This is a genomic window from Amazonocrinis nigriterrae CENA67 (assembly GCF_016056305.1).
Lineage (GTDB): Bacteria > Cyanobacteriota > Cyanobacteriia > Cyanobacteriales > Nostocaceae > Amazonocrinis > Amazonocrinis nigriterrae.
The window spans coordinates 1-25,541 of sequence record NZ_JAECZC010000066.1 but is presented as its reverse complement, the minus strand read 5'-3'; the positions used below and the strand labels follow the sequence as shown (position 1 = coordinate 25,541).

The following is a 25,541-nucleotide window of genomic DNA, read 5'->3' as shown; positions in this document are numbered from 1 at the left end:
ATCCTTGGTCAACTAGGGAGATGATTCGTATTGTTCGCTCCACCGCATTACAAACAGTTTTCAAGGTATTAACATTATCTGGTAAAGGAAGAAAACCCTTTTTACAAGTAATAATTGACCTCACAACTTTAGAGAAACGGGGCAAATTTCAAGAGTTTAGTGATTTAATCAGGGTCTATAATGGTAAACGTGGCCTGCATCTGGTCGTAGTTTATTTGGTAATTGGAAAATGCCGCATCCCTTGGAATTTTAGGGTTTGGATAGGTAAGGGAACACCTTCCCCAGCACAGCTTGGACTGAAACTTGTTCAAGGTTTACCAAAAATCTTAACTGAACGCTTTGAGACTATTATTTTAATCGTTTTGGCTTGCACCGTTTTGGGCAAGGCACTCTCAAGGGGATGTATCGCTGGCTAATTCTTTCTTTAACTGCCTACCTCATTGCTCATTGGACTTATCTCCATATAAAGTCTGCATCGCCACCTGATTGGGGGCAAGCAGCACAAATAGCCCTTGAATCTATTTTTCCACAAATAGTTATGTATCTTATTTTACTTGAGATTGAACGTCTTGCTCATCTTACACGTAGTTCTGGTTTTGACATTCACATTTCCAGGTGCAAGATTTGAGTAGGGGTTTAACAAGTACAGTTTAGGTGAAACTGAAAACACTGTTTTCAGTGGTGGTGATATCTGCAATGGCATTGGCAACAATGGGGGCATCGTTGACTGACTTGACGTTGATGTTAAAAGTACCATCAATACTGCCGCCATTACCGTCGCTGACAGTGAAGATGAAGCTGTCAGTGCTGTTGTAGTTGGCATTGGGGGTGTAGATGAAGTAATCGTCATCGGTAACGCCCGGTGTACCGTTGTCGTTAAGTGTGAGTGTACCATTACTGGCGTTAGTGAAGTTAGTGATGCTTAGGCGATCGCCCTCTACATCTGTATATCCACGTAGGATACTGCTGGCAAGGATGTTAACAGCGGTATCTTCTTTGGTGGTAGCCTCAGTTCCAAAGCCAAAGTGCCGCGATAAAAGGTAGTGGCAAAATCAATACCAGCCTCATCGCTGCCATTTAAGTCTAGTTGCGGGGCAGCATTGGGAATGCTGTAGCTATGCAAACATGGCTTGATGGTTGTTCTCAATTCTGAATTTTTGAGGAGGCAGGATAAATATTGTTTTAAATATGAGGTTTTTAGTTTTTTCAATTAACACTTAATTTATATATCTTTTATAATTTTCATATAAAATTTAATATTTTTTTAAAGATAAATACAATTCTTCAGTAATCTTAACATTGTAAATAATATGTATGCTTAGTTAGCTTGAACATAGAATTTTGGTGACAAGATTACTGTGTTTGATCTGGAAGATTTTTTCAACCTTTCAACTGACCTATTCTGTATCATCGGGCAAGATGGTTGTTACCAGCAAGTGAATCCAGCATGGGAACAAGTCTTAGGATGGAAACCAGAAAACTTAATCGGACATCCTTGGTTAGAGTTAATGCATCCGGAGGATATTGCAAATAGTTGGTTACTAACTAAACCACAGCAAAAGTTGCAGTGGGATAACCGTTTTCTTCACAAAGATGGTAGCTATCGCTGGCTTTCTTGGAGTCTGTCAACTTCTCAAAAAGGACTCACCTATGGAATTGGGAGAGATATCAGCCAACAACTGCGACAAATACAAGCGCTCTCTACTGAACGGGAAAGCCTTTATAATCTGTTGAATCAGCTACCAGCTTTTCTCTATTTGCAACCCAAGAATTATAGGGTAGGATTTTATAATGAACGCTTTCGAGAGGTATTTGGAGACCCGACAGGGAAACCTTGTTATGAAGCGATGGCTGGATTAAAGCAACCTTGTTCAGTCTGTCCCACCTACCGAGTTTTTGATACTAATGCTCCACAACTTTGGGAATGGGTAGATAGTAAAACAGGTAATGTGTATCAGATTTACGATTATCCGTTCACGGATATGAACGGTGAACCAATGGTTGTGGAAATGGGTTTAGATATTACTGCTGTCAAGAAAGCAGAGTTAGCTTTGCGACAGCGCGAACAGGAATTAACCGAAAAAAATCAACAACTTCAAACAACCCTTGAGGAATTACAAAAGGCTCAAGCACAACTGATTCAAAGTGAAAAAATGTCTTCTTTAGGACAACTGGTAGCTGGTGTGGCTCATGAAATTAACAATCCAGTTAACTTTATTGATGGTAATATCATCCATGCTAAACAATACATACAACAATTGCTAGAACTGCTACAACTTTATCAACAAGAATATCCTTACCCAACACCGATAATTGCAGAAACAATAGAAGCAATCGAGTTAGAGTATATCACTGAAGACCTACAAAAATTGCTACATTCTATGAAAATGGGAAGCGATCGCATTCGTAATATTGTACTGTCGTTGCGGAACTTCTCACGATTGGATGAAGCGGTAATGAAAGCGGTAGATATCCACAGCGGTATTGAAAGTACTTTAATGCTTCTCCAAAATCGCCTCAAAGCCAAACCTGATCATCCTACAATCAAAGTGATTAAAGAGTATGGACAACTTCCACTAGTTGAGTGTTATGTAGGTCAACTCAATCAGGTATTGATGAACATTATGACTAATGCGATCGATGCTTTAGAAAGTTTGTGTGTTATCGGTCAACACGACCGTCCACAAATCACTATCTGCACCTATTTACTCAACTCAGATTGGGTTGTGCTTGAGATTACTGACAATGGCCCAGGAATCTCAAAAGAAGTTCAACAACGTCTATTTGATCCTTTCTTTACAACTAAACCAGTTGGTAAGGGAATTGGCTTAGGAATGTCAATTAGTTATCAGATTATTACCGAAAAACATCAAGGGCATTTACGATGCATTTCATCCCCAGGAGAGGGAGCAAAATTCATAATAGAAATTCCTATTCTACAACTTAAATCTCCACGCCCCTTGTAAATACAAAATAATCTTTAAAATAGTAAGCTAATGTGTAATAACATTGCAAATTATTTAGTTAATACCGTTATTAGTCATTAGTCATTTGTAAATACAAAGGACTAATGACTAATGACAAAGAACGACCAAATATGTTTGATTTGAATTGCAAGTAATAAGGTAGCACGGCTGTGCTACCTTAACCGTATGTTCAATTTAGCTCTAATTCACTATTAAATCTAATTTTCTACACCAACAGCCAGAATTTTGCTGTAGTACTCAGTCTGAGCATATACACTAATAATGCTGCCACCAACTTCAAAAAATGTGCCTTGTTGCTCATCTTTAGAAAACTGTAAATTGGGGTATTTGACAGCAAGTTTCTCAGCAGTCATGGCTGGCGTTGACATGTTGTCTGGCAACTTTCCAGTAGCACCAATATAAAATACTAAGGGAGAAATTTTATCTTGGTAGATTGATTCTACATATTGTTCTAGCTTAGTATTCGCTTCTGTCAATGCTGTAATTATTTCGTCTTGATTAGGAGATTTACCAGAGTGCTTATCTCGTAAAACTTTGACTAAACTATCAGCACCTACTTTGGTCAGAATATTTGCAACAATGCCATTTTTCTCAAGTCTGAGAAAGTCATCAAAAATCGGTTTCATTAACTCATCTACTTTCGTGATTTTGATGCGCGATGATAGTAGCTTGTGCCTAAAGGCAATATTTTCAGTGAATGTCATCTCAAACCGAGGCTTAGTGAAAATTTCCCCAGTTTCTTTGTCATAAACCCGATACATCTTATCGAGGAATTTGTTCGCTGAAGGCAATTTACTCAAATTCAGAATATCTTGATTACCAACGTCAATTTTATAACTAATTCGTGAGTCAATAGTACCTTTAGCTAAAGCTTCTTTGAGATTAGTATATTCGGTTGTCGTGGGAAAATTAGTGTAAATATTTTTGGAAAGATAATGATGTTGTAATTCATCCAACTGGGGTTGTACAAACACATCTGACTGCCCTTTCAAATGAGCAGAAATAATACTAGAAAGTACTTTGATTTCTGCTAGCTGAGCAAATAAGCCATCAATGCTACAGTAAGATCCATCAATAGGTACTAGGGGTAAGTTATCTAGCTGGATAGTGTATTCAGAACGAAAATCAAATTTATCTGCGTCTAATACACCTTTTTGTTTGAGTAATTCAAAAAGTTTTTTACTACTAATTTTGACTTGCAAGGAATTTACATTAATTTTACCATCACTCACAATCGTGTAGTTATTAAAGGCATTTAGGTCATTGACCAGCAAGCCTGCAACTTCAATAACTGGGGTTTTATCCTCAAGTTTTACAAGTTTGACTTGCCGTTTGACAAGCATATTAATGGTGGCTTTGTTACGATTAAACTTAAATTCACCCATGCCAACATATTGGACTTTATCTAAATATTCTGTTCGTAGCCAAGGCTGAATTAGTTCTCCATTTTCATCTCTTACACCTTGAAGTCGCTTGATTGTTGTTCGGCGATAATTCTCTTGTAGATGCTTGATATTGATAATTATGTAGTTGCGATATTCTGCAAAAATTTTGATGAGTTCTAGCAGAGAGATTTGATTATTTGTCATGTTGTTACCTTCTATAAAGGTCAGGATTCATTTCAAGCCAAAATTGCTCAAGTTTAGCTTGATTTCATGAGCAATATTTATAAAGAGGAATTGAAGAGTAAACCTACATGCAACATAAAACCTATCTGGTATTAGTTGCATTCATGAAGCTAGTACTATGAACGTTTAACTACTACAAACTTTGGGCATTGCTTTGCAAAATGACCGAATGTTCATATTTATATAGTACTAATGTACTATATAAATGTCAAGTTGCCTTTGACTGATGACAGCATAGCCAGTAGGGAAACCAGTACATTGAGCGGGTTCCCCTACTTGTAGCAACTGGCGTTGTATTATGGCGTAAGAATCGCACACCTTTACTTGTTGGTGGTGCGTTGCGCTGTGCGACAACGCACCCTACTTTAATTTTGTTAACTTCTACTGCTCAGCACTTTTTATGCTCCGGGTTTGAGATAATCGAGGAGGCGATCGCCTGAATCAGCTCGAATCAATGCTACAACTACATCGGGTAAAGCCGCTAAACTAGGGTAAATTAGATAGCGCCCTTCCCAACGGGGGCGAAACTTTTCTTTATACGCGTGCAGTCCTTGGAAGTTGTAGAAGCGATTCAAATGTTCGTAAAGATAGTGTAACCCTCTTTCCAAGCGTCGTGATTCTGGGTTGTCTCCCACTCCAGCCAAAGCAGAAAGACCAAAATTAAAGCTGTCATAGCCTTGCTCTTTAAAATACTGAAGTATAGAAATAAATAAAAAGTCCATTGTGCCATTCTCAATAGACTGGCGGTGTCGCATCATGTCAATTGTTGCTTCGTTGAGTTGGTACTCTGGCACAATATTGGTAAAAGCAGTGATTTCACCTTCAGGGTTATACACGACAGCGATTTTGCAATTTCTTAAGTAATCTTCGTCAAACCAACCCAGAGAAAAGCGTTTTTCTGAACCTTGTGCTATTTTTAGCCATTCATCACTCACGGGTTTTAATTGGTACAATAACTTGTTAGGAATTGGTGGTTCAAAAAATTGAATCTCGTATCCTAATTTCGTCAAACGATTTATTGATGGTCGGAAGTTTTTCCCAGCTTTTCCTTGTAAGGTAAAAGTCTTCAAATCAATGATCGCTTCTTCTCCAATCTTGAGTACTTTAAAACCTAGAGACTTGTAAAGCTCAATGTCATCAGGCAAAGTTTGATAAAAAGCAGGATACCAATCATTGCGTTGACAAAACTGCTGGAAACTCACAATTACTTCTTTGCGGTCTTCAACCGGGCCAATGGGGTCTCCTAGTGCGATCGCACCTCTTCCTTTGGGCACGTAAGCAATTATACTGCGACCAGAGGGACTAAAATAATAACTTTTATCACTTAAAAGTGTTAAAGCTGCTAAAGAAGAGTGTCCATACTGCTGTACTATTTCTTTTGCCTTTTGCTGTTCGCTGGGTGTAGCCGGATTACTCATAAACACTGGCTGTAGCAGCATCACCACTGCAAAAGTAATTGTGCATACGGCAATAATATAGATAGAATTAGCAAAAAAATCGCCAAATTGACTCTTTGGTTGCAGACCCCAATTATCCTCTGTGAAGAACATTGCTAGAGTCTGAAGTATGGCATCACGCCAATTAAAATTCTCTGAAAATTTGCCGTCTAATAAATAAAATCCGATTGTTCCGTATGCTAGGGTAAACAGCAAAGCGCCAATCAATACTCGCACTCCTCGCGCAATTGAAGGACGGTCTGATTTGGCTGTAAACACATGGCGCATCAGGATTAATTGCACTAGTAAAAATGCAGAAAGTAGACTTTCTTCATAATCCCATCCCTTGACTAAATGGCTAATAATAGAAATCACTAGCAACCCAATAGTCAGTAACCATGCAACTCGTTTTCGACGCAATAAATTAGTAGCAAGTGCTAGCAAAACAAAGCCTGTTAGTGCTGCAAATATATGACCACTGGCACGAGTCTCAAATGGCAAAAACTGTTTTAACCAGTGATTTCGTTGGTACAGGTTGGGTGTCACAGCTGATAACAAATTGACTATTCCGACTAAACCTGTTAAGACAGTTGCACTCCAAAGTCCAATTCGAGTTTTTAAATTGTTAGTCATTGGTCATTTGTCATTTGTCAGTTGTCATCAACTATTCTTTATTCAAATTATTATCTTTTTTAAATTGATTTCCTACATAGGAAAGCGAATCTTTAAGATGTTTATGGAAGTAGTTCCAGCCTATATCTGCACCGGATAAACCATGTCCTCCAGGAAATGCATGAAATACATTAGCAATTCCTAACTTATTCAAAGTCTCATGAAAGGCTTTGGTAGAAGCCAGAAAATTAGTATCGTTAAAACCAGCGTCGAGATACACGCGCAATCGCTTCCTATCTTGAATTGGTAGCTGTTGCACAATTTGCTGAGGACTATTTTGTGGGCCGCTGTTATCGGTGAAGTAACCGCTATGGCTAAACAGAATATTGAAGTTGTTTAAATAACGTAACCCAATGTTAAATGCTCCCCATCCTCCCGAAGAAAGACCTCCCAACGCCCAAAATTTAGGTTTATCCAAAGCGCGATATTGTGACTTGACAACTTGTACTAATTCTGAACCAATTAAAGTGCCAATTTTACCATTGTTGCCATCAAAATAATCAGGGTCGTACAAAGGACTAGAACCTCTATTATCATTGCCATCAGGTGTAATTACAATCGATGGCGGCAATTTTCCATTTTTATACAGTTGGTGTAGTACGTCTAATAATGCATATTTATCAACATAAGCACGGGCATCATCATGTCCACCATGTAGTAAGAATATCACAGGATAGCGCTTTTGGTGATTTTTATAATAGCCAGGCGGCAAAATAACACCGTATTGCCGGACTGTACCCATAGCTTGCGACTGGAAGGTTGCTAACTGAAATTTTAATCCAGTACCTGCTTGTTCTTGGGGTGGATCTAGTTGGGGCGCACCTAATATAAATACATAGTAGTAACCAGCAGTAGTTAGGATAGCGATCGCTCCTGCTATGCTAATGAGAATTTTATAATTTTTCATAATGATTAAAATTTACAATAAATTTAGTTAAATTTATTGTATTGAATATACATATTTTTTGACATTAATTTTCCAAAGTTATTTCTACTAAAAAATAGTAATCATTCCTCAGTCCCTAGTCCCTAATACCCAATACTTTTTACTGATTTTGACTCTTTTTCGGCTGTTCAAAACCTAAATTATCAGAGGCGTGTGCTATTTCATTTAACCGAAATTGCTCACCGACAAATGTTAAAGAATCTGCTAAATGTTCGCGCCAATATTGCCAAGTGTGGCTGCCAGGAAACTGACGAAATATATGATAAATTTGCTGTCGGCTGAGTACTTTTGTAAACTCTTTAGCATCGTCAAGTTCCTCAATATCTGATGTACCTACATCCAAGTATACTCGCAGACTTTTTTTCGCTGGCAAGGGAATATTTTTAATATAAGTTATTGGGCTGTTTTGAGGGCCGCTACTATCTTTAAAGTAACCACTATGACTAAATAAAATCGAAAAATTACGCAAATTATGCAATCCTACATTGAGTGCGCCCCAACCACCAGAAGATAATCCTCCCATTGCCCAAAAATCTGGATTAGGTAGTGTACGATAACGGCTTTGGACGACTCTCACAAGTTCATAACCAACGGCTGTAGAAACTTTACCATTAGGGCCATCGATATATTGGGGGTCATAATAAGGACTAGAGCCGCGTTTGTCGTTACCATCTGGTGTAATGATGATACTAGGCGGCAATTTACCTGTTTGATAAAGTTGTTCTAGAGTTTTCAGAGCTTGTCCTTTGTTCTTTAGAAACCAATCAGTGGGTTCGCCATGTCCACCATGGAGGAGAAAGATTACAGGATAGCGTTGTTGTAGATTTTGTTCATAGCCAGGGGGTAAAGAAACCCCATAAGTGCGCCCTCCACCCATCACTTGGCTATCGTAGGTTTCAATTTTGTAGGTTAGGGGAATAGCCAAGACATCAGCATGAGGTTGTGGCGGTAAAACAGAAGCGATTTGTAAATTCTGCTGTTTTGCTGGTTTTGCTGCTATGCCTTGAGTGTAATTACAGGCAAATAAAGTTACTAATGAAATTAGTAATCCAATTTGAGATTGTTTGTAACGCATATCTGAAGATTAAGAATAAACTTGTTCGTTTAACCAATTAGCGATCGCCTGATTAACCAACTCAGCACACTCTGCCATGACTAAATGTCCAGCATTGGCAAAATGTAAATGAGTGCCATTAACAAAGCAACTCGCTAAATCATTTCCCATCTTGGCAGTAAACATCGGGTCTTTCCCCGCAGTAATCACTAAAGCTGGGATATGTAATTTTTTTTGCAAGGGGTGGCTGGCAAAAAAGTTATAGTTCCAAAAGATTTCTAAACCTTTGTAGGCATCAAAATCAGTTGGTACTGGGTTTTCAGCAAAAAAACGTTCTATGACGCTGTGACGGTAAGAAGTAGAGAAAAAGTTATTGAGTGCTTGCACCCCAGGTAAGTGATAGAGATACCTACCACCCACTGCCATAAACTTCATCAAGGGAATTTCCCACCAAGGTGCTAAATTATGGGTACCGCCAGCAATGGCAATCATTGCACTCACTGGATGACACTGGGTAAACTCCAAAGCAATAGGAACTCCATAGCTGTGACAGCACAGCACAGGCCACTCGATGCCAAAACGATGTAACAATCGGGCTAAATCTCTACAATGTCGCCCGATAGAGTAACGTGAGTAACGACTAGATTCTCCATGTCCTCCCAAGTCATATGCCAGAACCTGCCATCCTTGATTTTGAGCAAACTCATACTGGACTCTAAAATTGAAGCGGTTTCCCATTCCCCCGTGGACAAAAACTATCCCAGGAGTGACACCGGGACTATGGCAAACTTGCAAATCTACCCCTCGCCGTAGGTGAATTTTAGAACCAGCTAAAGCATCTTCAAAAGTGTTATGGGGCATAGGGCATGGGACATTGGTAGGCTAAAACATATCTAAATTACATGATCACTCCTAGTAGTCTGCCAACCCAAAAATGTTAGGTGGAGGTTGGGTAAAGGTTAAAGGGAAAAGGGTAAGGGATAAAAAACCTTTCCCCTTTCCCCGTTCCCCTTTACCCCGCCAAGGCAACTTGGCGTACTACTAGTGGTTGTCCTTTGTCCTTTGTAAAGACAAATGACAAATGACTAATAACTAATGACGGTCTTAACCAGTGGTGCAATTTAGACGCACATCAGCTTAGTGCTTGTCTTCCAAAGCTTATGCAAATGATTTGTCAATTCTGTGTCAAGGTGATGGAAAATTTGCGACTAATTAAGTCAAGATTATTTTTTACGTAGTACTTGAAACCTTAAAAATGCTCAAAAAGCTGCAACTCAATTTCGGTACACTGTTTGCTTTGCTGCTGCTGGTGCTTTCTGTGGGCGCGATCGCTCAGGAATTGCGCGAGTATAATTACCGTGATATCCTCAACTCTCTAGCAGCCATTCCCAAAAGTCGCCTAAGTTGGGCAATTTGGCTGACAGCTTTCGGCTATCTAGTGATGATAGGGTACGACATTTTAGGTTTTAGCTATATCAATCGTTCCCTTGCTTGGAATAAGATTGCCTTGACTAACTTTATTAGTTCTGTTTTTAGCAACACAATCGGTTTTGCTTTACTTACTGGTAGTGCTATCCGCTATCGATTTTATACTAGTTGGGGAGTATCGGCGCTATCCGTTGCTCAAATAATTGCCTTTGCTAATTTCACTTTTTGGCTGGGGATGTTCGCCGTTGCTGGATTAGTTTTTCTGACCAATCCTTTGACAATTCCCTCCCAACTCCATTTACCTTTTGCTACTGTACGTCCCCTCGGCGTAATTTTTCTATTATTAATTGCTGCTTATTTATTGGGAAGTATTTTAGTAAAAAAAATATTAATTATTCGTGGTCACGAATTTCGTTTTCCTAGTTTCCAGATATCTCTAGTTCAAATAGCAGTTTCTAGCTTCGATTGGATTTTAGCAGCAGCAGTTCTTTATGCAGTGCTTCCCATCAATACATCTATTTCCTACCTAGATTTTTTAGGAATTTATTTACTGGCAATGTTTGCAGGTGTTGTGAGTAATGTTCCTGGCGGCTTAGGCGTATTTGAAACTGTGATTTTGCTAATTCTTTCTCCTCAAGTTTCTGCGGCGGTAATTTTAGGTTCATTATTAGCTTATCGGGCAATATATTACTTCTTACCTTTGCTATTAGCAGCAGGCTTACTAGGATTTTTTGAACTGAGATTTTCTAGAAACAATTGAGTCTCCCAAATCAAAAATATCCCAAATTTTCTTGTGTCCCCAATATTGGTGTCAAGTTAAAGCAGATGTCCAGATGTTCAGCAACCTTGCGGTGTTGGGTCGATGTCGTGGCAGTTCGTTATGGATTTTTCTCTGGCAAACAGAATAAAAAGTTTTGAATATTTGTAACACCCACAGGTCATAACTGAATTGAAAATCAGTTAAACTCAACCTGCAAAAGCTTTGTTGTCTTTGAGTTTAGCAATTAGCAGGCCCATAAGCTTGGGAGTAAAAACGTTGTGGATGAACAACTTCAAAAACTGATTGGTGAAGTATGCCGTTACCCAGACCCCAGTCTAGAGAGACAGAAAGCGTTAAATAAACTACTGATGTTGATTCAACAACTCCCTGGCATTTATAAGTCTTCGCACCCAGACTATTTAGAAGCCTTGAATCTGACTTGGGAATGGGTTAGCCGGAAGATTTGTACATTTGAAGCGCGATCGCCTTCATTGCAACAAAGCTTAATAATCTGGATTAATGGCTTTCTCAAATGGCGGATTAAAGATTTGTATACGCCAGATAGCAACTACACTTTCAGTTTAGATAGGCCCACTCGTAACGAAGAGGGTGACGAAACAACTTTGTTAAATATCTTGCCAGACCCCCAGTCACCAACTATGACCTTAGATTTGCTGGATCTGAAGATTGCCCAAATTCAGGAAGCGCAGCGCCAAAGCATTGGCAAACGCATCAAGCAATACATAGAACAAGACAAAGAGGGTAAATTAACAGCCAGTCATCCGCGAAAAAATTCAGAATGCCATTGTCAATTGTTGGCAATGCGCTTACTTGTGCAAAATCCTCCTCATAAAATCGCCGATATTGCTAGAGAGTTAAATATCAGCAATCAAACTCTTTATTCTCATTGGAAGAGTCATTGCCTGCCTTTGTTAAGAGAAATTGCTATAAATTACGGTTATGAAAAATGAGTAACACACAACCACATATTTTAACTGTCCCTCTTCCCGGAAATGCCCATCGTTGGGCTTTTGAGTTTGCCGCACAACAAGATACTCCCGAAAAGGGAAAACAAGTTTATCTCAATACTCTGGCTGTTTATGCCGTTCACAGCTATCTCAGATGGCTGAATGTAGAGACAGCACTAAATCAAGGCGATAGTTGGCATCAAGGGTTGAGGGCGATTTTTGATGTTGCTGATTTGGTGTTACCTGGTGTTGGTAAGCTGGAATGTCGTCCGGTGCTTCCGGGTGAAACTGAAATTATCTTGCCTTTGACTGTGACACAAGACCGAATTGGTTATGTAGCAGTTCAGTTTAGTCAGCAATTAGATTTTGTAGAATTGTTGGGATTTTCTCCAGCCGTAGCAAATACCCAATCACCACAAATACTGCAAATAGCACAACTGCAATCTCTGGATGTAATTGTCGAGATCATACATAGGCGTACCCTATTAGTAAATCTGCGTCAATGGGTTGCAGGAATATTCAATCAAGATTGGCAACCCCCAGAGTTAGTATTAGCAAGCAATTTCAGAAATAGTACTACCATAACTCGCCCGACAATGAACTCTTACTCCAACTCTATTAGTCGGGCAAAGGTGATTGACTTGGGGAGGCAAGTACTGTTATTGGTGCAGTTAACTCCTACAGATAGCGAGGTTTTCGACATTCGCCTACGGATTTATCCAGGTGATGATACGATTCATCTGCCATCTAATTTACAACTGATTGTCCTTGATGAAGCGGGAAACACTGCTATGGAAGTGCAAGCAAGAAGTGCAGATGATTGGATACAACTAGAGTTTAGCTGCCAACACGAGGAAAAATTCAGTGTCAAAATAGTGTTAGGGGAAACAAGTTTGGTCGAAGAGTTTGTTGTTTAAAACAAACAAAAGGAGACAGTAATGGCGATCATTAAGTTGAAACTCAGAAGCAATTCCCAAGAAGGATTTTTAGTGATTCTGCGGGCAAAGAACTTGGAAGAAGAAACAGAAGGGTTTCTACCTCCATTACTACCAGAATTAGAATCATCTTTTAATCAATGGCAGTTAGCTTATCGTCAAATTGAAGCTGTGCGTTCTTGTATTGCCCCAGCACCAGGAATACGTCTCACACCCAAAAAAGCGACAAGTTATTCCCATGCAGAACACACTGTCGCAGTCAAAGATTACCTAAATCAATGGCTAAATTCTGGAGATGGCAAGTGGCGGCCGATTCGGGATAGATTAATAGCGATCGCCCAAGAATTGCATCAGTCAAATGAAGAAATTCACATCATTATCGATGCCAAAGACATGGATTTACGCCGCCTTCCTTGGCAAGAATGGAATTTATTTGAAGAACACTATCCCCAAGCCGAAGTTGCCCTGAGTGCGCCCAAAAATTTAAATCGGCAGAAAAATCAACTCGTTTCTCAAAGCACACATATCAGAATTTTAGTTGCCGTTGGTAGAACCGATGGCATTAACACAAAAGATGATTTAAAGGTAATTCAGGAATTAGAGAAAAAGGGTGTAGAAGTAGTTTGTTTAATGCAGCCTAGCCGCAGAGAATTATGTGATGCACTTTGGGACGAAAAAGGCTACCATATTTTTGTTTTTACCGGACACAGTGGCAGCCAAGAAGATGGACAGATAGGTTGGATTGAACTGAATGATATAGATAGTTTGAGTATTGAAGATTTTAAGAATGCTTTAAAGCAAGCTATTCACAAAGGATTGCAGTTAGCAATTTTTAATTCTTGCGATGGTTTAGGATTAGCTAGTCAACTAGCGCAGTTACATTTACCCCAGGTTATCGTTATGCGGGAACCAGTGCCAGATGTGGTAGCCGTAGACTTTTTAAAGTACTTTTTCCAGGAATTTACCTGCAATAACTCGCTATTTACTTCAGTCCAAAAAGCACGCAAACGCCTAGAACATTTTAAATCTGATTACCCTGGTGCAATTTGGTTGCCAACAATTTGTATTGAACCTAACGTCGAACCTTTGAATTGGCAAGGTCTGCATACAAATCCTATTAAAGAACTACCTGTTGAAAAACCAGAAAATTCAATTGCTCAACCCAAGAAAAACATTAAACCTTGGTTATTAACTGGCTTAACTAGCTTAGTTGGTCTAATTGTTACTAGTGGTATATATTTTGCTTGGAATTCCATCTCCTCATCGCCTCCTGCGGGAACATTTCGCTACGGTGGAAGTACATCCTGGGCACCAATTAGAGATTTAGCTGAGAAAAAAATCCAAGAGAAATGGCCGCAATTTAAATTAAGCTATTATTCACATCCTACTCTACCACCTGGTTCAGGAACAGGAATCAAAATGTTGTTGGATGGACAAATTTCTTTTGCTGAATCTTCACGATATATTCGGGATTATGAATCTTTACGGGCCACAGCTTTGGGAATCAAGCTGAAACAGGTTCCTATAGGTATTGATGCCATAGCGATCGCAGTTCATTCCAGTTTAAATATATCTGGTTTGAGTGTAGAGCAATTCAAAGGTATTTACACAGGTCAAATTACCAATTGGCAACAGGTGGGTGGCCCCAATCTGCCAATTACACCCTACTCTCGCCCTGATGATAGTGGGACAACAGAATTTGTCAAAGATAATATTTTAGGAACCCATAATTTTGGGGCAAATGTGAAACTAGTTTCTACTACAACTGAAGCTTTAAAACAGATAGGAAAAAATCTGAATCAAGGGGGTATCTATTATGCTTCAGCTGCGGAAGTCATTCATCAATGTAGTGTTAAAACTCTACCAATTAGTCTTGGAGGTGGCAAACTCATTGCTGTAGATCAACCTGGAAATACACCAGGTGTAAAATGTCCTTGGCAAAATAACCAATTGAATATTGATGCTTTAAAAAATAATAAATATCCTATAACTCGTTACTTATTTGTGATTATTAAACAAAATAATCAAGATGATGAAAAAGCCGGAGACTTTTTTGCTAATTATCTGTTATCGGCTGAAGGGCAAGATTTAATTGAACAAGCTGGTTTTATTCGTAGATACTGATTTAGCAGCCCCTAAACTGTGTTTTATTTAATAGTTAACGAAGCTCAAAGTCTCATTCACAAATCTCAAAGTCTGTAGGGTGTGTTGTCACGAAGCGCAACGCACCATCACTAATTTTTGGTGCGTTAGTCCTAACGTCTATATTGCTATTGCAACGTGAGTTAATTGAGGAAATTGGCAAAGGCGATCGCTTTCAAGTCGAGTTAATTCGCCACTGGTTTATCCCATTTCACGAAAAATCTGATACAAATTTTTTTCACCCCTGCACCCCTGCACCCCTGCTCCCCTGCTCCGCTGCACCCTGCTCATTTCTTAGCAGTAAACGCCTCTGCAATTTGATCAGTCTTTGCTGCCATAATAAAATCGTTGCGATGCAATCCTTTAATCGCATGAGTCCACCAGGTTACTGTTACTTTTCCCCATTCAGTAAGCAGTGCTGGGTGATGCCCTTCCTTTTCTGCCTCCTCTCCTACATGCTGGGTAAACGCAAGTGCTGTTTGAAAGTCAGCAAATTTATAAATCCGCTCTAAACGAGAAACTTCATCTTGTTCTACAATCTTCCAATCAGGAATTTGGGGTTTGAGTTCTGCTATTTCATCCTCAGTCACAGGAGGAGCATCTTTGTGGCAAGCAGTGCATTTGTTTTGCGCTAATTCAGTCATAATTTCATCCTCTTTTTGATAGATTTATTTGAGAAAGTAGCCGTCATGAACTACCTACACTATAACGAAAATCCTTTTTTAGTTTGTGTCTTAGTGCCTTTGTGGTAAAAAATTAAATAACCACAAAAGACACCAAGACACAAAGTATTTTCAAGTCAGGTTGGCACTATATTCAAAAAATAGTATCCACAATTTTAGAATAATTCCATTTCGTGAAACCTATACACGAATGAAAATTTGTGTGAAATAGATTTCACCTTTGCTATTACTAGCAACGCCAATTCCTGTTAAATTGTATTGTCCTTTGATATTGTTGAGATGTCCTGGACTTTTGAGCCAGCCTTGGACAGCTTGCTTCGCAGGGTCTTGATATCCCCGATTATAAGCAACATTTTCAGCAGCCAATATGTAGAAAAGACGGGTAGCTTGAACTCGCTGTACAAATCCATCATGCCCAAATCGAACTTTACCACTTGCCATATTCTGACTATGAGACCTTGCTTGAGTGTCGATCGCAGAATTGCGTAACAGTGCTGGCAGGTTTTGGGTAGCTCTATAGCTATTAATTTGCTGGAAAACTGAATCTTCTAGAGCAGCAGTATTGATGATGGTAGATTGTGCGACCTGGCGATCGTAACTTGATGTATGCGATCGCTTTACTGTATAACTTTGGCTTGGTGTAGCAATACCCAGCATAACACTGGTAAGAAAAAGAGTACCTAAAATGATATTATGGTTATTTGTTCGCTTCATTACCTATGACTTAGCCCAATATTTGCTGTAAGTAAAGTTCTAAACCATCTAAACACAGTAGTTTCAATTAAACAACTTAGCTATATTGGGTAAATATTTGTTTAAAGTAGCGAATAATCGCAAAATCAATATCAAACTTGTAAATACACCAGTTTAATTCCAAAATTCTGGTTTTATTCCATTTCAACTTTCTCTATCAACCGCATTTGCTCTTCAGTACTGTTGCTGTTATAAAACTGTAGTGATTATGCAGTTGGTAGTTTTCACTAGTCCACATCAGCAAACTTGCGATGAGATAACATCTTATGCGCCTTTTTATATGTGCTTTTTTATTAATTATCGCCCTTGGATTTCCACTAGCACCCTTAGTAAAATCAGCAACGCCCACTTCAGACATTGAGCAGTATTTAATTAACGCTCAATTTCAACAGGGACAAGAAGCTCTTGTTGCAAAGCTTCAGCAAAACAAAAATGATGATAATATGCGATTTGCATTGGGAGTTGTGCAACTGATGGGTACAGCGGAAAAGTTAATGCAGTCACTGTACCGTTATGGTTTACAGCAAAATGTTATTACCCAACTTTTTCCAATTTTGCGTCTTCCCGTTCCTGAAAATCCCCAACCGCAGCCAGTCACGTACAACGATACTCGAAATATTCTGCAAGAGTTACTTGATAATCTCACTCAAGTCAAAGATACTCTCGAACCTATTAAAGATCATAAAGTCAAACTGACGTTGCGGATTGGTTTAACACGGATGGATTTTAACGCTAATGGAAAGCTTGAAGAAAATGAATCTTTCTGGAAAACCTTCAGCTTATTGACAGGGATACAAGCAACAGAAAAAGCCGCACAAAATTTTGTGATCGCATTTGATGCCGGTGATGTAGTCTGGCTCAAGGGATATTGCAATTTGCTTTGTGCGATCGCTCAGGTTGTTTTGGCATATGATGAAAGCAAACTGTTTGACTCAACAGCTCATTTGATTTTTGCCAAACCCCAAACTCCTCATGCATTTCTAGCTAATGGTACAGGAGCATTCGCTTGGGATAATATCGATATTAGTGACATAGTTGCGTTCATTCATCTGATCAATTTCCCGACTGTAAAACCAGAGCGTTTAACACTTGCATTGGAAAACTTACAATCAGTGACAGCCTTAAGTCGTGAATCCTGGAAATTAATTTTAGCCGAAACCGATAATGACCGCGAATGGCTACCTAACCCTCGACAAAAGGCAGTAATTCCCAATGCAACAGTCACACAACCAATGATTGATGGCTGGTTGAGTTTTTTAGATGAAGCTGATACCTTACTCACAGGTAAAAAGTTAGTTCCGTTCTGGAGAAAACGCGAAGTTAGAAATATTAATTTAAACAGAGTTTTTACCAAACCAAGTGACTTTGATTTAGTGCTGTGGGTACAGGGAACTGCTGCTGCACCCTATTTAGAGTTTGGCAAACAAACAAAAGCAGAAACTTGGCGGCAATTATTGCAGGTTTTTCGAGGACAATTCTTTCAGTTCGCAGCTTGGTTTAATTAAAAGATACTTCTTAATTAACCTGAGTTCGATGAACCTCTTTCCCCCCAACCCCACTATCGTGGGGGCCCCTAAGCCCTCCAGTTTTCCTCTTTTAAAAAGCGAGGAGGAGGAACAAAAAAATCACAGTTTTACTCCCCTCTCCTACAAGGAGCTACCGTGTACACACAAGTATAGGCAGCAAAGGTTTCAACTCTTTTAGCCCCTATAAATGCCCAAATTTTGGGCAACTGGAAACTTCATTTATCCCCTTAATTTTAGGAATAGGGCAATGAAACCAAGGTTTGGGTAGGATTTCAAGACTTGTGTGTACACCGTAGTCTACCTTGAGAGGGGAGTAAAACCGTGATTTTTTCGTTTCTCCTCCCTCTCCTTACCCAGACGCAACGCGATCACTTGCTTCTTGGAAGGAGTCGCCTTTTAGGAGAGGGAGGCCGGGAGGGAGAGGTTCATCGAACTCACGTTAATTAAGTAGAAGGCAGTAGGCACAAGTCAAGAATTCTATTTGCAAGCATTTTTCAGGTACGTCCCACAAGGCTAGCAACTACTGTCGCTAATTCGGCTGGCTCAATAGGCTTAGGCAAGTGTAGTTGATAACCTTCCTTGATAGCACGCATCCTATCCTCTGCCCTAGCATAGGCTGTGAGGGCTGCCGCAGGAATCTTTCCACCTTGTTCTGGTGGTTGCGATCGCAATTTGCGGATCAATGAGTAACCATCTTCCTCTGGCATACCTATGTCGCTGACTAAAACATCTGGTTTCCACTGGGAAATTACCTCTAATGCTTCTTTTACTGATGCGACTGCCTGAACTACGGCTTGACACTGTTCGAGTACTGTGGTGGTAAATTCACGGGTGTCGGCTTCGTCATCTACAACTAATACCCGCACACCCAAAAGAGAAGCGTCTAACTGTAGAGAGTCTGAAGGGATGGGGGACTGAGGCGTTGAGGAACTGAGGGGATGAGAGGCTTTTGGGTTGAGGGGTAGCTTGACTGTAAAGGTTGCTCCCTGGTGTTCGCCCTGACTGTCTACGTGGACAGTACCACCATGCAATTCTACTAAATGACGCACGATCGCTAATCCTAATCCCAGTCCACCGTGTGACCGAGTACTAGAACTATCAGCTTGACGAAAACGGTCAAAGACGTAAGGGAGAAATTCTGCAATGATGCCAATGCCTGTGTCAATCACTTGGATTTGAGCGTAGTTGTCAGTTGTCCCCTGTTTTTCTTGATCAGTGACAGTTGATAGCTTGACTTCTACTTTGCCACCTCGCGGTGTAAATTTGATGGCATTGGATAGCAGATTCCAGATAATCTGCTGTAAACGCTCAGCATCACCAGAAACTAGGTATTGAGTTGTTTGAGATTTTGCTTCTATAGACTCTGGGTTCTCGCTATTGACTTTTAAAGATAAATCTGCATTTTCCACTTTTGCCGAGTGAGTTAGGGAAAATCTCAAATCAATTTCTTTGGCAAGGGCTGCTAGGTTGACAGTTTCAATCGCTGACTCAATAATCAAAATCAAATCGCAAGTACGAACATTCAGCCGCAACTTGCCTCTAATCATGCGCGAGATATCCAGCAAATCTTCAATTAGCTGTGTTTGCGCTTTGGCATTGCGTTCAATGGTCTCCAGTCCTTTAGCTGTCTGAGTTTCGCTGAGCTTGCGGACACGTAGTAGTTGCGCCCAACCGAGGATAGCGTTGAGGGGCGATCGCAATTCATGGGACAATATGGCCAAGAACTCATCTTTCATCCGGTTAGCTTCACTCAACTGCTCAGTTTGCTTTTGTAGAGAAGCAATTAAGCTAGCACGTTCCATGGCGATCGCTATTTGGTCGCAAACTGCTTGCATCATTCCTCTTTGATTATCGGTGAAGCGAGTGCGAGTGCGACTGCCAAAGGAAAGAGTACCTAAAAGCCGTCCTTGGGCCATCAAGGGATAACAATAATAAGCACTAATCCCTAAAGCGCGAATCAAGTCTGTTTTGGAGTCAGTTGATTGTTGCACATTTTCTACAGACATTGGATAGCGCTGTTGGGCTACAGTACCGCACACTGCTTGACCGAACTCCAGCCACTCAATTTGCTTTGCCAGTTCCTCTGATATGCCTGTAAAGGAAGCTAGCCGCATGACTTGATTGTCTTCAATTAAATAGTTAAAGTAAACATCCAAACCAATCTGCTCCGCAAGTTTACGGAAAAGACTATCGATCAGTGCCACTGGCTGCTGGCTAGATAATAAATCGCTGGCTGTGCTAAAGAGGAGTTGCAGTCTTTTATACCCTAATGACAGTGCTTTTTCTACCTCCTTGAGGTTGGTAATGTCTTGGAACGCTAACAAACAAGTCGCGGGGTAGCCGTGCATAGCTGGCAGGCTATCGGCAAATATATGTAAAGATAGCACTCCCTTGCTTGTATGCCAGTCTACCTCCAACCCTTCTAAACGTTCTCCACGGGCGACTCGCACGCCGGGCATTTGGTCATTGGGGATGCGATCGCCTGCTGCATCTGTGCAGTGATAAGCTGTATGATACTCATCCGCTGATATACCTTGAGGAAATTCACCCCCAGTCAATTCATTAGCAGCTCGATTGGCAAAAGTTACCTGTGCCGTTCCTGGTTCAATGAATAATAGCGGCATCGGCATCAGGTTCAGTACATCCTCTAACCATTTTTGCTGATTCCGCAGTATTGCTTCTGCCTGCTTGCTCTCGGTGATATCCAAAAATGCACCAACTGCTCCTCTAGTCTTACCTTCCTCATCAAACAGTGGTGCCACATGCTCTAGCAGCTTGACGATTTTGCCATTGTCATGAACGATATCGAGTTCACAATTTAAAACTTCCACGCCATTGGCAGCAGAGTACTGCATGGGGAGTTCTTCTGCTGGTAGTTCTTTGCCGTCATGGTAGACTTTAAAGGTTGTTGGTCTTTCGTCAACAGGAGCAGTCAGGGAAGCATTATCATCTGGTGATATGCCCAATTGCTGGGCTAGACAAGGGTTGATTCTGATAGTTTGGCACTGAGGGTCTTCAGCAATGCCAATGCCAATAGGAATCACTTCTAACAAAGTTTGCAACTCAACGACGCGGCGCTGTAGATCTTTGTTCAGTTGGATGATTTGTTCCCTTGCTTGCTTTTGCTCTGTGATATCACGAGTGACGGTTGCAACCGCGATTGGTTGATTTGTATTTTTGTCTGTGATGGTGAAGATGTTGCAATCAACTGGTATTGGTAAATTTGTTTGCAAGTGCCTGAGCCGAAATTCTCCCTGCCAGCGTCCTTGTGTAAATACAATCGGCAGGATATGTTGATTAAGAAAAGCTTTGTCTTCAGGCATGAGGTAATCTAATAGTACCATTCGCCTGACTTCTTCTATGCTCTCAATTCCTACAAGCTTTTGACCTGCATTGTTGACATAGAGTGATTCACCTTCAAGGGTCGCTATGCCAATAAAGTCAGAACTATTTTCTATCAAAGATACTAATTTTTGTTGCTCTGCTTCTGCAAGCTGGCGATCGCTCAAGTCGAGGATAAAAGCAACTGATTCAGTGCGGTTTTCTCCTAGTAGTACGTAACCAACTAATACGGGTACACGGCGACCATCTTTGCGGATATATTCTTTTTTGTAAGGTGTACAGGTTCCTTTAGGATTTGCTTTTGCTTGGGCAATACCTTGCTCATCTAAATCCAAATACTCTGGCGGTGTAATGTTGCTCCAACTTAACTTGCCCTCTTGTAAATCTGACCGCGTGTAACCAATCATTCCTAGAAATTCGTCGTTGGCTTGTTGAATACCGCCGTAGATATCGCCAAACAGAATACCAATAACATTAGAATCTACGAAACTTCTCAGTTTCTCTTCATAAGTTTTGCGAGCATGATCATTTTGGTAACAGAGGCGTTCAATAACTCTTGCACTCTGCCAAACTAAAAGCAGAAAAATTACAATCAGGACAATAGTAAATAAAGATAAAGCGAAAGTTGGACTGTAATATCCAGCTTGTTGACCTTGAAGGATTAACCACCCCGACACAAAAGGCACTGCGATCGCGGCAACTAGCAAACGACGTGCCACTAACCCGCTAAAAGTATCGCTCATAACTACCCGCATACATCCCTGCTCTGGATGCACCCAGAGAATACCGACACAAAGTACAATGAATGTTAGTGCTGTGTGTAATCCCATTGATGTGGTCAGGGGGACAATGCCGTAGAAAATTGGCAGTCTGTAGGCATAGCCAATCACAGCCTGTAAGGAAATCAAAGCGGTCATCAACGCGAAAATTTGGGCATACCAGTAGCTACGGTAGTTTTTTTGCTGAATCAAAAGCTCTAGAGCTATGCCAATTAATACAAAGTTGATTGCCGTATTCAACCCCATTAACCCCGGACGCAATGATGTTACAGTGGTAGGTGAATCACGCAGTAGCAGTTGGTTAATATCGAGATTTCCACCGAACAGATATTCGCCAACTGTGACCAAACCAATTAGGGCAACCGCTACTGCAAAAATTCTGCCTAGCCGTAAGTAGAAGACACGGTAACGGGAAGATTTGCCTTTATCTATCCTTGTTCTTGTGTCTTTAAACTCCAAATCGAACTTATTCCGCCTAAATTTTTGCAATAGCCCCAGCGAAACGCCAGATAGTACAAAACCCAGAGCCGTATTTGCCTTCATTGTCATTCCACTACCAGGGAAGCCTTCCTTGAGAACTTCTACCTGGAAATACCAACCCAGTAGTACTAATATACCGACCGTAATTGCGATCGCACTTGCAACTCGTACCACTAGTGAATTCTGTAAATCTTGCGATTGCAAGCGGTTGACTTTTAACATTGAGGTTCTTGTAACCGCCTCTATCTAGGGTAGGAATATTTAGCGTTTTTACCGATTTAACATCAGCATACTCTTGTATATAATGGTACTCTTTTTAGACTAGTTTTTCATCTATCTATATATATATTTTATCTTTTGGGAATTGGGAATTGAGCATGGGGCATTGGGGAGCCACTGCGGTCTTGGGCTTTGCCCAAGTGGAGCAAGTGGCGTCATGGGGCATGGGGAATTGGGAATTGGGAATTAATTATTTCTTCCCCATCTCCCCATCTCCCCATCTCCCCTGCTCCGAAAGCTCCTCTGCTCCCCTGCTCCAAAAGCTCCCCTCACGAGCATAAGCGTTGAGAAACTAGACCAGAAGCATTGGGATTATTTTGAAGATAATCTGTTATTCTTGAGCAACCTTGCTGCATCAAATCATCTAAATTGAGATTCCACAGCATCACCCCAGTATTTTCACCAGCACTAAGTAAGAATTTGCTATCTGTACTCAAGCTGATGCTATTCACCTTTTGAGGGTGTCCCAATAGTGTTTTCAGCAATGTACCATCTGCCATACTCCAGAGTTTGATGGTGCTGTCAGCACTACCAGAAGCCAGTATTTGACCATCTGCGCTAAAACTTAAGCTGGTTACGCCGTCTGTATGTCCACTGAGAGTATTAATTAACCTACCGTCTGTGACGTTCCAAAGTTTGATAGTATTGTCCCAACTGGCAGAAGCTAGGGTTTTGCCATCTGGACTAAATTTTACGGATGCGATCGCTAAACCGTGACCTGTTAAACTTCTGACTAAACTACCGTTAACTTGCCAAACTTTTACTGTATTATCAACGCTACCAGAAGCTAGCAGCTTGCCGTCAGGACTAAAACTAACACTTGTCACCTCATCACTATGCCCAAGGAGTGTTTGTAATAATTTACCATCAACAACATGCCACAGTTTAATAGTTTTATCAGCACTGGCAGAGGCAATAATTTGATTATCTGGACTAAAAATAATGCTTGTAATTCTATCGTAATGTCCTGAAAGCGTTTTGATTAACTTCTGATTTTTAATATCCCAAATTTGAATAGTTTTATTGGAGTTAGCTATTGCTAAAATTTTGCCATCTTGGCTACAATCCAGAGTATCAATAATACTTTGATCAACCTGAAATTTCATCAAGATAGATGCCTGAGCAATTTTATCTTGTTGCCAAATACTTATATTACTATCCCAGCCTGTAGATGCAAACATTTTACCGTTATGGCTAAAGATAACATTTTGAATATCATCTTTGGCAATTGATTGATTATCTATTTTCCACAATCTAATCGTTTTATCAGCACTGGCAGAAGCAAGCATTTTACTGTCAGGGCTAAAGCTAACATCTCTGATTTGTTCACCATACCCTTTAATAGTTTTCAATAAAGTACCATCTAACTGCCAAATTTTAATATTACGGTCAGCAGTAGCTAAAAACTGGCTATCTGGACTAAAGCTAATGCTGTTTACTTGCTCGCCGTCACCTTCTAGACTATATAAAAGTTTCCCCTCAATATTCCATAATTTAATAGTTTTATCGCCACTACTAGAAGCGATGGTTTTGCCATCTGGACTAAATTTAACACGAGTAACACGCCCTTGATGCCCTGCCAGATTTTTTATTAACTTACCATCTTGTACCTGCCAAAGTTTCACCATGTTATCTTCACCACCAGAGGCAATAGTTTTGCCATTAGGGCTGAAGCTGACAGTATTAACCCAGCCATTATGAGCATTCCAAGATTTGATTAAAGTACCATCAACACGCCACAATTTTATAGTTTTATCAAGGCTGGCAGAAGCAATCACTTGGCCATCATGACTAAAATTAAAATCGGTAACAATATCAGTATTACCAGTGAAAGTTTTGATTAAATTAGCATTAATAACTTTTGTGCAACTTGGTATTTTGATGCAGGCAGTATCAAGGGGATAGAGTTTAATAAGCTTATCAGCACTAGCAGCAATAAATTTACCATCTGGACTAAAAGCAATCCTTGTAACTCGGTTATTGGCTGCTGCGATCGCTGTAATTAATTTTCCATTGCTATGCCAGAGTTTTATTGTTTTATCATCACTGGCGGAAGCTAGAATTTGACCATCTGGACTAAAAATAATGCTATTAACTTGTTGACTATGACTTTGTAATCGGTTCAGTTCTTCAGTTTGACTAATAGCTTGTTGTAAAGTTGCTGCCGTAGTAATTTGAATTTCTCTTGGATGTGAAAAAACTTGTTTGAGTTCTTTTGCAGCTTTCACACTAGAAATTACAGCTTCGAGTTGTTGGTTAGAAAACAAAAATGCTTCGGATGAGGCATTTAAAGCAGTAATTTCACGCAATTGTGCTGCTTGTTTTTGCAAGTAAGCAAAACCACCAAAACCACTAGCAGCAATACCCAATATACTAATAATTATAACTGCTCTTTGAGCTTGTCGGAGTCTCTTTTTCTGCTCTTGTTGTTGTTGTTGTCTAGCCTCTAAACAAGCAGCAATGAAGGATTGGACATCTAAAGATAATTCATCTGTATATTTGACATAAATATCTTCAGCTTCTGCAAGCCGGACACCATACAACAAAAAATCTGGTTGCTCATGATTGTGTTTCCATAAAGCTGCTGCTTGTTCAATTTCACGAGTTAGGCGTAACCGACTGCGATTTTCCTCTAACCACCAGCGCAAAGTTGACCAATGACGGATGAGGATTTCATGAGCAACTTCTATTGTCACCGCCTGAGTAGAGGAGATGGGGGGATAGGGAGATAGGGGGGATGAGG

Annotated in this window: 17 protein-coding genes and 1 pseudogene; 7 read left to right on the top strand and 11 right to left on the bottom strand. The window is 40.2% G+C overall.

Features of this window, described 5'->3' with window-relative positions:
• A pseudogene (locus I8748_RS26265) lies at nucleotides 1-416 on the top strand (hypothetical protein); the annotation flags it as partial.
• A 234-nt stretch (nucleotides 417-650) separates the two neighbouring features.
• Here I8748_RS26265 and I8748_RS26260 read toward each other — a convergent pair.
• Nucleotides 651-962 (bottom strand): cadherin-like domain-containing protein, encoded by a 312-nt coding sequence (locus tag I8748_RS26260; RefSeq protein ID WP_318781266.1) that lies wholly within the window; start codon nucleotides 960-962, stop codon nucleotides 651-653.
• Nucleotides 938-1,147 (bottom strand): hypothetical protein, encoded by a 210-nt coding sequence (locus tag I8748_RS26255; RefSeq protein ID WP_198127464.1) that lies wholly within the window; start codon nucleotides 1,145-1,147, stop codon nucleotides 938-940. Before I8748_RS26255 ends, I8748_RS26260 begins: the two co-directional genes overlap by 25 nt.
• A 211-nt stretch (nucleotides 1,148-1,358) precedes the next feature.
• Between I8748_RS26255 and I8748_RS26250 the strand changes: the two genes are divergently transcribed.
• Nucleotides 1,359-2,966 carry a PAS domain-containing sensor histidine kinase gene (locus I8748_RS26250; protein ID WP_198127463.1) on the top strand — a complete coding sequence of 536 codons (1,608 nt, stop codon included), beginning with the start codon at nucleotides 1,359-1,361 and terminating at the stop codon, nucleotides 2,964-2,966.
• Between the two features lie 218 nt (nucleotides 2,967-3,184).
• Here I8748_RS26250 and I8748_RS26245 read toward each other — a convergent pair whose 3' ends face one another.
• The 5 genes from I8748_RS26245 to I8748_RS26225 all read right to left on the bottom strand — a co-directional run bounded on the left by I8748_RS26245 (nucleotide 3,185) and on the right by I8748_RS26225 (nucleotide 9,584).
• Nucleotides 3,185-4,576 (bottom strand): hypothetical protein, encoded by a 1,392-nt coding sequence (locus I8748_RS26245; RefSeq protein WP_198127462.1) that lies wholly within the window; start codon nucleotides 4,574-4,576, stop codon nucleotides 3,185-3,187.
• A 437-nt stretch (nucleotides 4,577-5,013) separates the two neighbouring features.
• Nucleotides 5,014-6,684, bottom strand: a complete 1,671-nt coding sequence (locus I8748_RS26240; protein ID WP_198127461.1) for a phosphatidylglycerol lysyltransferase domain-containing protein — start codon at nucleotides 6,682-6,684, stop codon at nucleotides 5,014-5,016.
• A gap of 31 nt (nucleotides 6,685-6,715) precedes the next feature.
• Nucleotides 6,716-7,630, bottom strand: coding sequence for an alpha/beta hydrolase (locus tag I8748_RS26235; RefSeq protein ID WP_198127460.1), 915 nt, complete (start codon nucleotides 7,628-7,630; stop codon nucleotides 6,716-6,718).
• 139 nt (nucleotides 7,631-7,769) lie between these two features.
• The gene (locus tag I8748_RS26230) at nucleotides 7,770-8,744 is read right to left on the bottom strand and encodes an alpha/beta hydrolase (protein ID WP_198127459.1); all 975 of its coding nucleotides are present in this window, start codon (nucleotides 8,742-8,744) and stop codon (nucleotides 7,770-7,772) included.
• 9 nt (nucleotides 8,745-8,753) lie between these two features.
• Nucleotides 8,754-9,584 carry an alpha/beta fold hydrolase gene (locus I8748_RS26225; protein WP_198127458.1) on the bottom strand — a complete coding sequence of 277 codons (831 nt, stop codon included), beginning with the start codon at nucleotides 9,582-9,584 and terminating at the stop codon, nucleotides 8,754-8,756.
• A gap of 394 nt (nucleotides 9,585-9,978) precedes the next feature.
• On the opposite strand from I8748_RS26225, the gene I8748_RS26220 reads away from it, so the two are divergent.
• The 4 genes from I8748_RS26220 (at nucleotide 9,979) to I8748_RS26205 (ending at nucleotide 14,938) form a co-directional block, all read left to right on the top strand.
• A complete protein-coding gene (locus I8748_RS26220; RefSeq protein ID WP_198127457.1) occupies nucleotides 9,979-10,911 on the top strand; it encodes a lysylphosphatidylglycerol synthase domain-containing protein in 933 nt (310 codons plus the stop codon).
• Nucleotides 10,912-11,189: 278 nt separating this feature from the next.
• Nucleotides 11,190-11,882: a hypothetical protein gene (locus I8748_RS26215; protein ID WP_198127456.1), complete on the top strand. Its 693-nt coding sequence runs from the start codon at nucleotides 11,190-11,192 to the stop codon at nucleotides 11,880-11,882.
• A complete protein-coding gene (locus tag I8748_RS26210; RefSeq protein ID WP_198127455.1) occupies nucleotides 11,879-12,796 on the top strand; it encodes a DUF1822 family protein in 918 nt (305 codons plus the stop codon). The genes I8748_RS26215 and I8748_RS26210 overlap by 4 nt, the downstream gene beginning before the upstream one ends.
• A gap of 21 nt (nucleotides 12,797-12,817) precedes the next feature.
• Entirely contained in the window at nucleotides 12,818-14,938 is a 2,121-nt protein-coding gene (locus tag I8748_RS26205; RefSeq protein WP_198127454.1) for a substrate-binding domain-containing protein, read from the top strand.
• A 305-nt stretch (nucleotides 14,939-15,243) separates the two neighbouring features.
• Here the strand turns inward: I8748_RS26205 and I8748_RS26200 are convergent, their stop codons facing one another.
• Nucleotides 15,244-15,600: a 4a-hydroxytetrahydrobiopterin dehydratase gene (locus I8748_RS26200; RefSeq protein WP_198127453.1), complete on the bottom strand. Its 357-nt coding sequence runs from the start codon at nucleotides 15,598-15,600 to the stop codon at nucleotides 15,244-15,246.
• Nucleotides 15,601-15,819: 219 nt separating this feature from the next.
• Complete coding sequence (locus tag I8748_RS26195) at nucleotides 15,820-16,353, bottom strand: CAP domain-containing protein (protein WP_198127452.1); 534 nt, start codon at nucleotides 16,351-16,353, stop codon at nucleotides 15,820-15,822.
• 305 nt (nucleotides 16,354-16,658) lie between these two features.
• On the opposite strand from I8748_RS26195, the gene I8748_RS26190 reads away from it, so the two are divergent.
• On the top strand, nucleotides 16,659-17,897 hold the full coding sequence (locus I8748_RS26190) for a hypothetical protein (protein WP_198127451.1): 1,239 nt from the start codon (nucleotides 16,659-16,661) through the stop codon (nucleotides 17,895-17,897).
• A gap of 515 nt (nucleotides 17,898-18,412) precedes the next feature.
• On the opposite strand, the gene I8748_RS26185 is transcribed toward I8748_RS26190, so the two are convergent.
• Both I8748_RS26185 and I8748_RS26180 read right to left on the bottom strand, forming a co-directional pair.
• Nucleotides 18,413-22,741, bottom strand: coding sequence for a PAS domain S-box protein (locus I8748_RS26185; RefSeq protein WP_198127450.1), 4,329 nt, complete (start codon nucleotides 22,739-22,741; stop codon nucleotides 18,413-18,415).
• A 326-nt stretch (nucleotides 22,742-23,067) separates the two neighbouring features.
• The coding region (locus tag I8748_RS26180) for a WD40 domain-containing protein (protein WP_449658039.1) at nucleotides 23,068-25,541 on the bottom strand (2,474 nt) is incomplete at its 5' end.